Below are 13,865 nucleotides of genomic sequence, written 5' to 3'. Positions count from 1 at the left end.
CTTACTTCCCTGCCGTCAGTGCGATGCTGTAGTTCCAGAACGGGTTGGCAAAGATGAGAATCATTGACACGACGAAGCAGTAGATGGCCGTCGATTCGATCATCGCCAGGCCGACAAACAGCGTCCGGGTGATGGTGGCCGAGGCATCGGGCTGCTGAGCCAGCGAAGTCAGCGCCGTGGCGACCGCCCTCCCTTCGGCCAGCGCAGGCCCCATGGTGCCGAAACCCGTAGTGATGCCGGCGATCACGATTGATGCCACTGCGATGATGGTCATGCTGTCCATGGTGTGTCCCTTGTGTCTTGTGGTGTCAGGTGGCGGGCGCCGGTGCCCGTGGCGGCCGCGATGTAGACCGCGGCCAGGACGGTAAAGATGTAGGCTTGCACCATGCCGGTGAGCAGACCGAGTACCGTCATCACCAGCGGAAAGATGAACGGCGTGATGGTCAGCAGAATGCCGATGATCATCGTCCCGCTCATCATGTTGCCGAACAGGCGAACGGCCAGCGCCAGCGTCCGCGAGACTTCGCTGATGACGTTGAACGGCAGCATGATGAACGTCGGCTCGAGCCAGGACTTGAGGTAGCCACCAATGCCCTGCTCCTTGATGCCGAAGAAGGGCACTGCGACCAGCACACAAAGCGCCAGAGCGACGGTGGTCGACAGCGAGCCGGTGGGCGGCTCGTAGCCGGGAATGATAGTCCCCAGGCTGGCCGTGGCGACGAACAGGAAGAGCGTGCCGAGAAAGCCAAGATACCTGCCCGGCTGCCGGAGGCCCACTTCTGCGATTTGTTTCTCGATTCCCGTGACGACGATCTCGATCAGGTTCTGCCAATGGGAACGTTGCAGCCCTCTGGCAAGCCGGCGGGTGACCAGGCTTGATCCGACGGTCAGTACCGCCATCACTGCCCAGGTGAACACGATGGTGGCGTTGATTCTGAAAAACCCGTATTGCCAGAAAACGATTTGATCGGGACTAAGGTGCATCGCTGACCTCCGGTGGTGAGCGGAGCGGATCTCTTGGCGGCAGCCGCGTCAGCCAGGTCACGGCTGGGCGCGCCATGACAAAGCCCAGGCAGCACCAGAGCAGTCGCTGCCAATCGCCGCCGGCGACCAGATAGAAGCCCGCCAGGGTTGTGCTGGTGCGCAGCAGCAGGCTGGCCAGGAAGAACATCGCTGGATGCCGCGACGAAGTTCCCTTGTTGACCGTCCACCACAGACCGCCGAAGAAGATCGCCCCGAGTGCGCCGCCGAGTGTGCCGGCGAGGAGCAGCGCCAGTGTTTCATTCATTCATCGTTCTCCTCCTGCTCTGCGTGCATCGCCTTGTCGGCTTCGGCGACCCAATGCCAGGCGTTCAGGCAGCCGATGGCGAGTCCGCCAAGCAGTAGTGCCAGCGTCCACGAATGCGGCCCCGGATGCTGTTTGTCCAACCACAGGCCCAGTGCCGCGCCAAGCAGCGTCGGCACCACCACCGACCAGCCGATCAAGCCCATCATCCCGAGACCTGCCCAGAGGCCCGCTGAGTCGTTGCGCTGCGCCCTGAGCTTGCGCGCCGCTTTCGCGCCGATTTGCGCGGCAAAGGTCGATTCGCCCTTCGCGGCCTTGTCTGCCGGTTGGTCATTCATGTTGAAACCTCGCCAGGCGATGCAGCAATCCGCTTTCCAGTTTCGTCATCACCGCGCGTACGTTTTGCTCCTCCTGGTCGACGGTCAGAAACTCGTGTTGTACGGTTTCGTGTAAGCGACCGAGGTCAGCACCAGCCAGCGCGCGGCGCACGGAAACGAGCACGTCCAGGCCGCTCTTGACCAGAACCCCCTGATCCACAGCCACGTAGCTCTCGCCCTGGGCATCGGTTTCGTAGACCAGAATCCCGGGTGCGAGTGCGGCGACGCAATCGCGTCGGCGTGGCAAGATGCCGAACGAGCCCTCGCTGGTCTCCGCCACGATGCGCGACACGCCGGTTTTCTCGGCGAAGATCTGGAACGGCAGGAGAATCTTAAGGTTCATGTGCGCCGCCAGCCCGGCCGGGCTTCGTTCTTGCGACCGCCTCGTCGATCGTCGCGATCATGTACAGCGCGCTCTCGGGATAGTCCTTGAACTCGTCGCGCAGGATTCGCTCACAGCCGTCCAGCGAGTCCTTGAGGCTGACCAGCTTTCCCTGGTGGCCCGTAAACTGCTGGGTAGTGAAGAAGGGCTGAGTGAGGAAGCGCTCCAGGCGGCGAGCGCGGCCGACGACCTTGCGATCCTCCGGCGACAGTTGCTCAAGGCCGAGCATGGCGATGATGTCCTTGAGTTCTGCGTACTGCGCGAGCGTCCGCCGGATCTCCTGCGCCAGGCCGTAGTGCCTTTCGCCGACAATCCCCGGCGTGGCCATCTTCGAACTCGATTCAAGCGGATCAATGGCCGGAAAGAGACCTTCGCTTGCCCGCTTGCGCGATAGCACGATCGACGCCGACAGATGCGAGAAGGTATGCACCGCAGCCGGATCGGTGAAGTCGTCGGCCGGCACATAGACCGCCTGGATCGAGGTGATGGCGCCGCTGTCGGTATTGGCGATGCGCTCCTCGAGCGCCGCCAGCTCGGTGCCCATCGTCGGCTGATAGCCCAGCCGCGAGGGCATCTGTCCCATCAGGCCGGAGACTTCCGAGCCGGCCTGAATGAAGCGGAAGATGTTGTCGATCAGCAAGAGCACATCCCGGTGCTGGTCATCGCGGAAGTATTCGGCCATCGTCAGTGCCGCATGGCCGACCCGGAAACGGGCGCCGGGCGGCTCGTTCATCTGGCCGAAGACCATCACCATGCCGGGTAGAACACCGGCCTCCTTCATCTCGCGGTAAAGTTCCTCGCCTTCGCGGGAGCGTTCGCCAATTCCGCAAAAGATGCTGACGCCCTCCTGGTGGCCAATCATGTTGTGGATCATTTCGGTCAGCAGCACCGTCTTGCCAACGCCCGCACCGCCGAAAAGTCCCGCCTTGCCGCCACGTTCCAGCGGCGCCAGCACGTCGATGACCTTGATCCCGGTCTCGAAGATCTCGGATCTCGTCGAACGCCGCGCCAGCGGCGGTGGCGCTCGATGCACGGAACGCCACTCGACATCGGCCAGGGGCACTTCACGGTCGATCGTGCGACCGAAAACGTCGAACATGCGCGAGAGTATGGCTTTGCCCACCGGCGCCTGCAGCGGGCCGCCGGTGTCGTCGACCACGGTGCCGCGCGCAAGACCTTGCGTCGGCGTCAAGGCGATCCCGCGCACGTGATGCGCATCGCGCTGGGCGAGCACTTCGATGACGATTCGACCTTCGTCTCCGGCGCGCAGCAGCGAATAGATCGGCGGCAAATGCTCATCGAAGCGTACATCGACGACGCTGCCGCGCACCGCAACCACGCTGCCGACGTTTGCCGAGCTGGGCTGACCGCTATCCTTGGGCATCTTCACTTCCCGGTCTTCAGGCGAACTGCAAGAGTAACGTGAACGATACGACTTTCGGCCATCGGCGCGCCCAAAGTGCGGCAGGGCATCCTGCGCCAATCGACGGAGCGATCGCAGTGCCCAGAGTACACCGGGCTGGCACTGCAGACTGTGCGCTGGCTAACAGAGCGGCTGCGGCCGGGGCAAACGTGGACTGCATGCGGCAAGCTGTTAGAATCGCGCCCTCTTCCTCCATCGGCCCGGTCCATGTCTCTGCATTCACGCCTGATCTTCGGCTTCCATTCGACGCTCGCCAAATTGCGCCATGACCCCGGAGCGGTGCGCGAGATCTACGTTGATTCCGGTCGCCATGATGCTCGCCTGCGCGACCTGATCCGGCACGCGGAGTTCGCCAAGGTACGCGTGCTGCCGGTCGATTCGGCCCGCCTGGAAGCGATAGCTCCGGGAGCCCGGCACCAGGGCGTCATCGCCACCGTCGATGCCGCGCAGCGCCACGTGACGCTCGACGACGTGCTCGACACGCTCGATGAGCCGGCTTTGCTGCTGGTCCTCGACGGCATTCAGGATCCGCACAATCTCGGCGCCTGCCTGCGCGTCGCCGATGCGGTCGGCGCGCACGCGGTCATCGCGCCCAAGGATCGCGCCGTCGGTCTGACCCAGGCGGCGGTGAAGGTCGCCAGCGGCGCTGCCGAGACGGTCCCCTACATCACGGTAACCAACCTCGCGCGTACGCTGCGCGAGATCAAGGAGCGCGAGATCTGGGTCATCGGCACCGATGCCGAAGCGAAAGAAGATCTGTACGCCGCCCAGTGGCCAAGATCGTGCGCCTGGGTCCTCGGCGCCGAAGGCGACGGCCTGCGCCGCCTGACGCGTGAAACGTGCGATCAACTGGTGAGCATCCCGATGCTCGGCTCGGTCGCCAGCCTCAATGTTTCGGTAGCCACCGGCGTCTGCCTCTACGAGGCGCGGCGGCGGGCCAGCCTGAAAACAGGGATCAGCAGCTAGCCCCGGCGTACGCTGGGAGGCTGCGTTCCCTTGCCGCGCGAACGGGCGCGCTTCATTCGACAACGCCCGCCGACGGCTTGCGGCGGGAAGGTAACGCGGCCGGGTAGCCGGCCGCGTCGAGCAGTTCGTTCCAGGCGGCGGTCGAAAAACCTCTGACATTTTGCCGACCGACGCTGACACTGGGGAGCAGGACCTCGCCGCCGATCTGCCGGCCGACTTCGGCCCGGTCCTCCTCGCTGTTGAGCACTTTTTCCGAGAAGGGGACGCCACGGCCGTTGAGCAGATCTCTGGCCGGCTTGCACAGAGGGCAGCCCAAGGTGGTGTACAGGACAACCGGGAACTTTTCGCTGGCCTGGCGCACAGCATAGGGAATCTGCGGCTCGGTCGCAGCAGGGCTGGCCGTATACCTCATGACCTGTTTGGCGCCGGGCGGCGGCGGCATGTCCGAGATCACCGTGCCGCCGGTGGCCGGATCGATCCAGCGGAAGGTGGTTTGCGCGCTGACCGCGGTCGTCGCCAGCAGCAGGACAGCAGCAACGCGAGTGAAACGCAAAGGGGCTGTATTGAGCATGCTGGAGGTCCTCGATCTTCAGGCGGTGATCATTCCGCTGTGACGGAGCAGCGCGTCGACCTGGGGTTCGCGACCGCGGAAAGCCCGAAAGTTGTCTATCGCTGGTCGGCTACCGCCGACCGCCAGGATTTCGCTCAGGAAGCGCTGACCGGTGCCGGGGTCGAAGGGATCGCCAGCCTCTTCGAAAGCGCCATAGCAATCGGCCGACAGGACCTCGGCCCACTTGTAGCTAAAGTAGCCAGCGCCGTACCCCCCGGCGAAGATGTGCGCAAAACTATTCGGGAATCGCTGCCAGGCGGGCGGAACGATGACCGCCACTTCCCGCCGCACATCGGCCAGCAGGTCCAGCACGCTGCGTTCGCCGGCCGGGTCGAAGTCACTGTGCAGCAACAGGTCAAAGAGCGAGAACTCGATCTGACGCAAGGTCTGCATGCCACTCAGGAAGTTCTTCGCGGCCAGCATCTTGGCGAACAGCGCCTGCGGCAGCGGCGCGCCGGTGTCAATGTGCGCGCTCATCCCCTGCACAACACTCCACTCCCAGCAGTAGTTCTCCATGAACTGGGAGGGCAATTCGACGGCATCCCATTCGACACCATGAATGCCCGCGACGCCCAGCTCATCGACACGCGTCAGCAGGTGGTGCAGGCCATGCCCGGTCTCATGGAAGAGGGTGATCACCTCGTCGTGCGTGAAGGTGGCCGGCCGTGCCTGGCCCTCCTTTTCGCCGAGCGGACGGGAGAAATTACAGTTCAGGTAGGCAACCGGTGTCTGGATGCCGTCAGCCTCGGCAGCAAGCGATCCGGCGGTCACCCTGCGGCGACCCCTCGCCTCGTCCATCCAGGCGCCGCCACGCTTGGTTTCGCGAGCATAGAGATCGAGGTAGAACTGGCCGAGAAGTTGGCCGCTCGGCGTCTCGATGCGGAAGAAGCGGACGTCCTCGTGCCACAGCGGTGCGCTGTCGGGCTTCAGGCAAACGCCAAACAGCTTCTCGATTACCTTGAACAGCCCGGCGAGGACCCTCTCCTCGGTGAAATACTGCTTCACTTCGTGCTCGGAGAACGCATAGCGCGCCTGCAACAGCTTCTCGGAAACATAGGCGGCATCCCAGGCCTCCATCGTCTCAAGATCCAGCTCGCGACGGCCAAACGCACGCAGATCGGCGATGTCTTTCTCGGCGAAAGGCCTGGCTTTGATGGCCAGGTCGCGCAGGAAGTCGAGCACCTGCGGCACAGACTGCGCCATTTTCGGCACCAGCGAGAGATCAGCAAAGTGGGCGTAGCCGAGAAGTTGCGCCTCCTCCCGGCGCAGTTCGAGAATTCGGCGGATCAGCGGCGTGTTGTCGAGTTCGGCGGGACCGAATTCGGCGGCCCGAGTGGCGGACGCCCGGTACATCGCGGCGCGCAGGCGACGCGAGGCGGCGTATTGCATCACCGGCAGATACGACGGCATGTGCAGGGTGAACTTCCAACCCTCTTTGCCATCCCTTGCCGCCGCTTCTCGGGCAGCCTGACGGGCGTCCGCCGGCAGACCGGTCAGTTCGGCCTCGTCGGTCACCATCTCGGCAAAAGCGTTGGTGGCGTCAAGCAGATTCTCCGAGAACTTGGCCGAAAGCTGGGCCAGTTGCTCGGCAATTTCCTGAAAACGCGGTTTCAGGTCTTCAGCCAACTCCGCTCCAGCGAGCCGGAAATCGCGCACTTCGTGGTCGACGATGCGGCGCTGGGCAGCGGTCAGGCGCGCGTATTCAGCGGCGTCACCGGGCTCGCTGGCTGCACACGATTCGGCGCTCTCGGCGATCGCCTTGTACTTGGCAAAAAGCGCGAGGTTCTGACCGATTTCGGCGTAAAAGCGCGAAACCTCGGGCAGCATCTGATTGTAGGCCTCACGCCAGGCGGGGACGTCGTTGACCGAGTGGACATGAACGACGATTCCCCAAGCGCGCGAAATCTTCTCGAAGCCGTCGGCGAGCGGCGCGGCGAAGTCAGCCCAAGTGGCGGCCACATCCTTGGCCGTGAGGCGATAGACGAGCGCGCGGCAGTCAGCGAGCAGTGTGCTGATTGCCGGCTGCACGTCACCCGGCACCAGTATGTCGAAGCGAGGCAGGCCGGCGAAGTCGAGCAGCGGGTTGTCGTGCAGGGAATTGGCAGTCATCAGGGGTTCCGTGGTTCGAGAAAAGCGGCGGCTACTCATACGGGGCTGCTTGCCGGCGCTTGCTCCTATTCTACAAGGTCGCGATAGGCGTGCCACGAAGCGTGGCCGATCAAGGGCATGAGAACGATCAGTCCGAAAAACAGGGTGGCGAAACCGACCATGGTGAGCGCGACGACGATCGCCCCCCACAACACCATCAGCCGCAGGTTGGCATTGACGGCGCGCAGACTGGTGCGCATGGCAGTGACCATACCGGTTCGGCAGTCGAGCAGCAAAGGTACCGAGACGACCGTGATCGCGAAAACGAACAGCGCCAGCGTCCCGCCGGTAAGTATCCAGATGATCAGCAGGTCGCGATGCTCAGGGGCCAGGTGCATCTCGGCCAGCAGGCTGAGCAGGTCGGGCGGGATATCGGGAGCGAGCAGCGCGAAGAGGACGGTCGAGATTTGCTCCCAGAGCAGGCCGATCGTCCCCAACAGCAGGCCCACTTTGACCAGTTCCAGCGCGTTGCGCCGACCGCCGGCGAGCGAAACCAGGAAAGTCGAAGACTGCCCTGCCGCACGTCGGCGGCTGATCTCGTACAGCCCGCCGGCGAGGAGCGGTGCGATCAGGAAAAAACCGGATGTGGCGGCAATGAACAGATGTCCTTGGCGCCAGGCGAAAATCGTGATCACGTCACCAGCAATGGCGAACACCATGCCATAGGCGAGGCTGGCGATCGGATTGGCGCAGAGATCGCGCCAGGCCGCTGCCAGCCAGGCGAATGGCCGGCCGACGCGGACGCTGCGGACCTTGCGCAGCGCGCTGTCGTGATCAGCATGATCAGCCGGAAAAGGCTCTAGGCGCATTCGTTCTCCCTGCTTATGGAGCGTTGGCAGGATGGTCGCCGCTGGCGTGTGCTGGCGTCTGTGACGGCCTCGGTCACTCGACGAACGCCTCGCCGGTCAAGCGTTCGCAGGCCTCGACGTACTTGGCACGAGTACCGGCGAGTACAAGCTGCGGCAGGCGCGGACCTGGCGCCTGCTTGTTCCAGACCAGGGTTTCAAGGTAGTCGCGCAGGTACTGCTTGTCATAGGAAGGGGGATTGCTGCCTTCGCGCCAGGCGCTGGCTGGCCAGAACCGTGACGAGTCCGGGGTCAGCGCTTCGTCGATCAGATGCAGGGTGCCGGCCGCATCGAGTCCGAATTCGAACTTGGTATCGGCAATGATGATCCCACGCGCTGCGGCATACTCGGCAGCCGTGGTGTACAGCGCGATGGCCGCGTCACGTGCCAGAGTGGCGATCGCCTCGCCACTCTGGCCGGTCGCCGCAAGGATGTCGGCGAGGGCCACCGAACAGTCGAACTGCGCTCGCTCAAATGAGACGTTCTCGTCGTGATCGCCGATCGCAGCTTTGGTCGCCGGGGTAAAGATCGCCTGCGGCAACCGGCTGGCGAGCTCAAGTCCTGCCGGCAGTGCAATGCCACAGACACTGCCGCACGTCTGGTAGTCCTTCCATCCAGAGCCGATCAGATAGCCACGCACCACAGCCTCGATCGGCAGCGGTCGCAGGCGTTTGACGACCAGCGCCCGGCCACGCACCTGCTCGCGCTCGTCCGCGGCTACGACAGATTCCGGTGTGATCCCGGTCATCTGGTTGGCGACGATGCCGGCGAGTTTCTCGAACCAGAAGCTGGCCAGACGCGTGAGGACCTTGCCTTTGCCGGGAATCGGGTCGGGCAGGATGACGTCGAAAGCCGAGATACGATCGCTGGTCACGATCAACAGTTTCTCGGCGTCGATGGCGTAGATGTCCCGCACCTTGCCGCGGCCGAGCAGCGGCAGGCTCTTGATCGTCGATTCAAAGAGGGCTTCGGTCACGTGCTTGATCCGGTTGTCAACTGGCAGATCGAATGTAGGGTGGGCGGTACGGCCCCCGGATTATAGGGCAGATCGCTCGCGGTTCAGCGTTCACCGGCGGTCGGCGCCCCACCAACCTGCCGCTGAATCTGTCAGCCGGTCAGTTCGTCCATGGCTGCTGATCGCCCACGCGGACGATCTTCAGCGTATTGGTGCCGCCGCTGGTGCCCATTGGATCGCCGGCGCTCAGGACGATCAAGTCTCCCTTTTCCACGATTCCCTCGTTCATCAACAGTTGTTCGGCATCGTGCAGCAGTTCGTCGCGAGTGGCCGGTCGCTGGGTCATGAACAAGGGGAAAACCGCCCGATAAAGCGCCATCTTGGTCACCGCTTCGGGTTGCGGGGTCAGCGCGTAGACCGGGACGCCACAGTTGAGACGGCTCATCCACAGTGCGGTCGCGCCGGTCTCGGTGAGCGCCGCGATGGCCTTGACCTTGAGGTGGTGCGCGGTCCAGATCGCAGCCAGCGAAATGGTCTGATCAATGCGCGTGAACACCTGATTGAGAAATTCGCTATCCAGGGTCACTTCGGCAGACTTCTCCGCTTCCAGGCAGATGCGGGCCATCGCCTCGACCGTTTCGACCGGATACCGGCCGGCAGCGGTTTCGGCGGACAGCATGACGGCATCGGTTCCATCGAGCACGGCATTGGCGACGTCGGAGACTTCGGCCCTCGTCGGCGTCGGCGACAGAATCATCGACTCCATCATCTGCGTGGCGGTGATGGCCAGTTTGTTCTTCTCGCGCGCCAGGCGAATCATGCGCTTCTGCAGCGCAGGTACGGCAGCATCACCGACTTCGACCGCCAGGTCGCCGCGCGCCACCATGATTCCGTCCGAGGCGACGATGATCTCTTCGAGCGCCGCCACCGCTTCGACGCGCTCGATCTTGGCGATCGTGTGCGCGTGCCCGCCGGCAGCGTGAATCAGTTGTTTGGCCATGTACATGTCAGCAGCGCTCTTCGGGAACGAGACAGCGACAAAGTCGACACCGATGGTCGCCGCCGTACGGATATCGTCCATGTCCTTGGCGGTCAGCGCGTGTGCCGAGAGGCCGCCGCCCTGACGATTGATGCCCTTGTTGTCGGACAATTCGCCACCGTGGCGAACGACTGTGAAGATTTCGGAGCCGACGACTCGCTCGACATCGAGAACAACGCGACCATCGTCGAGCAGCAGGACGCTGCGCGCCGAGACATCACGCGGCAGATCCTTGTAGTCGAGACCAACGCGCCCACTATCACCGACTTCGCACTTCGCATCGAGAATGAAGGGCTGACCGTTCTCCAGCCAGATTTTGCCGTCGGCGAATTTTCCAACCCGGATCTTGGGACCCTGGAGATCAGCAAGAATGCCGACCGGCCGACCGACGCGGGCCGCCACTTCGCGCACCAGTTGCGCGCGCGCGACGTGGTCTTCGGGTTTGCCATGGGAGAAGTTGAGACGCACGACATCGACGCCGGCGCGGATCATTCGTTCCAGCACCGTGGCGTCCGATGACGCAGGACCGAGGGTAGCGACGATCTTGGTATCGCGAAACATGGGCTTCCTGGAGTAACACAAGGGGCGCCCGAAGGCGCCCGTATGGCCGGAGCAAGAGTGCCGCCGGCTAGTGGGTAAGGCTAGAGGGGCACCCGCAGGCGCCCCTCGATGGCTCGCTAGCGGGCCATTACCTGGACCATCTCCAGCACCTTGCAGGAGTAGCCCCACTCGTTGTCATACCACGCGACAACCTTGACGAACGTCCCGTCGAGAGCCATCCCGGCATCGGCGTCAAACACCGAAGTGTTGCTCTCGCCACGGAAATCGGTGGCGACCACTTTGTCGGTCGTGTAGCCGAGCACTCCCTTCATCGAACCCTCTGAAGCGGCCTTCATCGCCGCGCAGATCTCTTCGTAGGTCGCGTCCTTGTTCAGTTCGACGGTCAGGTCGACAACCGATACGTCGGAGGTCGGCACGCGGAAGGCCATACCGGTGAGCTTCTTGTTCAACTCGGGAATGACCTTGCCAACCGCCTTGGCAGCACCCGTCGAGGACGGAATGATGTTCTCCAGGATGCCGCGACCGCCACGCCAGTCCTTGTTGGAGGGACCGTCGACGGTTTTCTGCGTCGCCGTGGCGGCGTGCACGGTGGTCATCAGGCCACGCTTGATGCCCCAGTTGTCATTCAGCACCTTGGCCACCGGAGCGAGGCAGTTGGTGGTGCAGGAAGCGTTCGAAATGATCGTCTGGCCGGCATAGGTGTCGGAGTTGACGCCGAATACGAACATCGGCGTATCGTCCTTGCTCGGTGCGCTCTGGATGACTTTCTTGGCGCCCGCGGCAATATGCTTCTGGCACGATTCGGTGGTCAGGAAGAGGCCGGTCGAGTCGACGACGATGTCGGCGCCGACTTCATCCCACTTCAGTTCTGCTGGATCCTTGACCGCCGTCAGGCGAATCTTCTTGCCATTGACGACCAGCGTGTTGCCTTCGACGGCGATGCTGCCCTGGAAACGACGATGCACCGAGTCATACTTGAGCATGTACGCCAGGTAGTCGGGTTCCAGCAAGTCGTTGATGCCGACGATTTCGATTTCCGGGAAGTTCTCTACTGCAGCGCGAAAAACCATCCGTCCGATACGGCCAAAGCCGTTGATCCCTACCTTGATTGTCATGAAACAGTCTCCTTGAGAAATTACAACAATGTTTTCACCGTCGTGACCACATTGGCCACCGTGAAACCGAAAAAATCAAACAACTGGCCGGCGGGTGCCGACTCGCCAAAACGATCGATACCCATGACGGCGCCGTCGAGGCCGACGTACTGGCGCCAGAAACTGCTCACCCCGGCTTCGATGGCCACGCGCGGAACGGCGCGCGGCAGAACCGCTGCGCGCCAGGCGGCGTCCTGACGATCGAAGACTTCGGCACAGGGCAGCGAAACGACGCGCACCGCGATGCCCTCGTCGGCAAGCACCTGGCAGGCATCAAGCGCCAGCTTGACCTCCGAACCTGTGGCGATGAGGACCACTTGCGGCGCCGCACAGTCGGCCAGCACATAGCCGCCCCGGCGGATGCTTGCCGGCGCCACACTGGCGGTGACCGTCGGCAGGTTCTGCCGCGACAGTGCGAGAATCGTCGGGCCGTCGCGGCGTTCGATGGCGGCCACCCAGGCGACCGTCGTCTCGCTGGCGTCAGCCGGGCGCCAGACGTCGACATTGGGGATCAGGCGCAGGCTGGCCACGTGTTCGATCGGCTGGTGCGTCGGGCCATCTTCGCCAAGGCCGATCGAATCGTGGGTATAGACCATGATCTGGCGCAGCTTCATCAGTGCCGCCATGCGGATCGCATTGCGCGCGTAGTCTGAAAAGACCAGGAAGGTGGCCGTGTAGGGGATTAGCCCGCCGTGCAGGGCAAGGCCATTGGCCACCGCCGTCATGGCGAATTCGCGTACCCCGTAGTAGAGATAGTTGCCACCCTCGCCCCTGCTGACAGCCTTCGAGCCTGCCCACAGCGTGAGGTTCGAGCCGGCGAGATCGGCCGAGCCGCCGATGAGTTCCGGCAGGCGCGGGGCAAACGCCGCAATGGCGTTCTGCGAGGCCTTGCGCGTCGCGATGTTCTCGCCCGTGGCGGCGATCTCGGCCAGTGTTTTTGCAACGTACGCGGTCCAGTCGGCGGGCAGCTCGCCGTTCATCCGGCGCGAAAATTCAGCAGCCAGATCGGGGAAAGCAAGCTCATAGGCCGCAAGACGTCGCTTCCAGTTGCTCTCGAAGTGGTGGCCACGCATCCGGCCGTCCCACTCCGCGTAGACCGTGTCCGGAATCTCGAAAGGGGCGTGCGGCCAGCCGATATGAGCGCGCGCAGCGGCGACCTCGGCAGCACCGAGGGGAGCACCGTGGACGTCGTGGCTACCGACCTTGTTCGGCGAGCCGAACCCAATTCGGGTCTGGCAGCAGATCAGCGTCGGCCGGCCCTTTTCGGTGCGCGCGACGAGTAGCGCGTTATCGATAGCGTCGCGGTCGTGCCCGTCTACCGTAGCGATGACTTGCCAGCCATAGGCCTCGAAGCGCTTCGGTGTATCGTCGGTAAACCAGCCCTCGACATGGCCGTCGATCGAGATCCCATTGTCGTCATAGAAGGCGATCAGTTTGCCGAGCCCAAGCGTACCCGCCAATGAGCAGGCTTCGTGCGAAATGCCTTCCATCAGACAACCATCGCCGAGAAAAACGTAGGTCGAATGGTCGACCAGCGTGTGATCGGGCCGGTTGAACTCGGCGGCCAGCACCTGCTCGGCGATCGCCATCCCGACGGCGTTGGCGAGACCCTGGCCAAGGGGGCCGGTAGTGGTTTCGACGCCGGGGGTATGGCCGACTTCGGGATGGCCCGGCGTCTTCGAGCGAAACTGACGGAAGTTCTTCAGATCGGCGATCGACACGTCGTAGCCGGTGAGATGCAACAAAGTGTAGAGCAGCATCGACCCGTGCCCATTCGAGAGCACGAAACGATCACGATCGGGCCAGTGCGGGTTGGCCGGGTTGTGGCGCAGGTGACGCCGCCAGAGGACTTCGGCAATATCGGCCATGCCCATGGGCATTCCGGGGTGGCCGGAGTTGGCTTGCTGAACCGCGTCCATGGCAAGGGCGCGGATGACGTTGGTCAGGGGGGCAAAAGCAGTGGGCACGAAAATCCGCCAAGTCGAGAAACGGGTTGGAGTCGCATGGGGCAAATTATCCGCTAAAACAGGATGCTTTGCCACTCTCCGTTGCGGGCTGCAGCCCTGACGCATGACCCAGTCGAATCGGGCCCGTTTGCCGGTAACGCCTGCTTTGGCCGC

General features: G+C 63.4%; 14 protein-coding genes. 1 reads left to right on the top strand and 13 read right to left on the bottom strand.

The features are described from left to right. Nucleotide 1 precedes the first annotated feature (1 nt). The 6 genes from ACCAA_RS08150 to atpD are packed head-to-tail and all read right to left on the bottom strand — an operon-like array spanning nucleotide 2 to nucleotide 3,428. Nucleotides 2–283 carry a F0F1 ATP synthase subunit C gene (locus ACCAA_RS08150; RefSeq protein WP_186406746.1) on the bottom strand — a complete coding sequence of 94 codons (282 nt, stop codon included), beginning with the start codon at nucleotides 281–283 and terminating at the stop codon, nucleotides 2–4. Further along, nucleotides 271–984, bottom strand: coding sequence for a F0F1 ATP synthase subunit A (locus tag ACCAA_RS08145; protein ID WP_186406745.1), 714 nt, complete (start codon nucleotides 982–984; stop codon nucleotides 271–273). The genes ACCAA_RS08150 and ACCAA_RS08145 overlap by 13 nt, the downstream gene beginning before the upstream one ends. Continuing rightward, nucleotides 974–1,288, bottom strand: coding sequence for an ATP synthase subunit I (locus ACCAA_RS08140; protein ID WP_186406744.1), 315 nt, complete (start codon nucleotides 1,286–1,288; stop codon nucleotides 974–976). Before ACCAA_RS08140 ends, ACCAA_RS08145 begins: the two co-directional genes overlap by 11 nt. Next, a complete protein-coding gene (locus ACCAA_RS08135; RefSeq protein WP_186406743.1) occupies nucleotides 1,285–1,623 on the bottom strand; it encodes an AtpZ/AtpI family protein in 339 nt (112 codons plus the stop codon). The genes ACCAA_RS08140 and ACCAA_RS08135 overlap by 4 nt, the downstream gene beginning before the upstream one ends. Continuing rightward, nucleotides 1,616–2,005, bottom strand: coding sequence for a F0F1 ATP synthase subunit epsilon (locus ACCAA_RS08130; protein ID WP_186406742.1), 390 nt, complete (start codon nucleotides 2,003–2,005; stop codon nucleotides 1,616–1,618). Before ACCAA_RS08130 ends, ACCAA_RS08135 begins: the two co-directional genes overlap by 8 nt. Then, on the bottom strand, nucleotides 1,995–3,428 hold the full coding sequence (atpD, locus tag ACCAA_RS08125; protein ID WP_186406741.1) for a F0F1 ATP synthase subunit beta: 1,434 nt from the start codon (nucleotides 3,426–3,428) through the stop codon (nucleotides 1,995–1,997). Before atpD ends, ACCAA_RS08130 begins: the two co-directional genes overlap by 11 nt. A 246-nt stretch (nucleotides 3,429–3,674) precedes the next feature. On the opposite strand from atpD, the gene rlmB reads away from it, so the two are divergent. After that, nucleotides 3,675–4,433, top strand: coding sequence for a 23S rRNA (guanosine(2251)-2'-O)-methyltransferase RlmB (gene rlmB, locus ACCAA_RS08120; RefSeq protein WP_186406740.1), 759 nt, complete (start codon nucleotides 3,675–3,677; stop codon nucleotides 4,431–4,433). A gap of 52 nt (nucleotides 4,434–4,485) precedes the next feature. Here the strand turns inward: rlmB and ACCAA_RS08115 are convergent, their stop codons facing one another. From ACCAA_RS08115 to tkt, 7 genes are all read right to left on the bottom strand, one after another. Further along, nucleotides 4,486–5,004 (bottom strand): glutaredoxin family protein, encoded by a 519-nt coding sequence (locus ACCAA_RS08115; RefSeq protein ID WP_186406739.1) that lies wholly within the window; start codon nucleotides 5,002–5,004, stop codon nucleotides 4,486–4,488. Between the two features lie 18 nt (nucleotides 5,005–5,022). Continuing rightward, a complete protein-coding gene (locus ACCAA_RS08110) occupies nucleotides 5,023–7,152 on the bottom strand; it encodes a M3 family metallopeptidase (RefSeq protein ID WP_186406738.1) in 2,130 nt (709 codons plus the stop codon). 65 nt (nucleotides 7,153–7,217) lie between these two features. Further along, entirely contained in the window at nucleotides 7,218–8,000 is a 783-nt protein-coding gene (locus ACCAA_RS08105) for a DUF2189 domain-containing protein (protein WP_186406737.1), read from the bottom strand. 73 nt (nucleotides 8,001–8,073) lie between these two features. After that, a complete protein-coding gene (locus ACCAA_RS08100) occupies nucleotides 8,074–9,012 on the bottom strand; it encodes a phosphoribosylaminoimidazolesuccinocarboxamide synthase (RefSeq protein ID WP_186406736.1) in 939 nt (312 codons plus the stop codon). A 139-nt stretch (nucleotides 9,013–9,151) separates the two neighbouring features. Next, nucleotides 9,152–10,591: a pyruvate kinase gene (pyk, locus tag ACCAA_RS08095; RefSeq protein ID WP_186406735.1), complete on the bottom strand. Its 1,440-nt coding sequence runs from the start codon at nucleotides 10,589–10,591 to the stop codon at nucleotides 9,152–9,154. A gap of 116 nt (nucleotides 10,592–10,707) precedes the next feature. Further along, the gene (gene gap, locus ACCAA_RS08090) at nucleotides 10,708–11,706 is read right to left on the bottom strand and encodes a type I glyceraldehyde-3-phosphate dehydrogenase (RefSeq protein WP_186406734.1); all 999 of its coding nucleotides are present in this window, start codon (nucleotides 11,704–11,706) and stop codon (nucleotides 10,708–10,710) included. A 20-nt stretch (nucleotides 11,707–11,726) separates the two neighbouring features. Continuing rightward, the gene (gene tkt / locus ACCAA_RS08085; RefSeq protein WP_281193176.1) at nucleotides 11,727–13,712 is read right to left on the bottom strand and encodes a transketolase; all 1,986 of its coding nucleotides are present in this window, start codon (nucleotides 13,710–13,712) and stop codon (nucleotides 11,727–11,729) included. Nucleotides 13,713–13,865 lie beyond the last annotated feature (153 nt).

The sequence above is a fragment of the Candidatus Accumulibacter aalborgensis genome (genome assembly GCF_900089955.1).
Classification (GTDB): domain Bacteria; phylum Pseudomonadota; class Gammaproteobacteria; order Burkholderiales; family Rhodocyclaceae; genus Accumulibacter; species Accumulibacter aalborgensis.
This window is presented reverse-complemented; position numbering and strand designations above follow the sequence as displayed.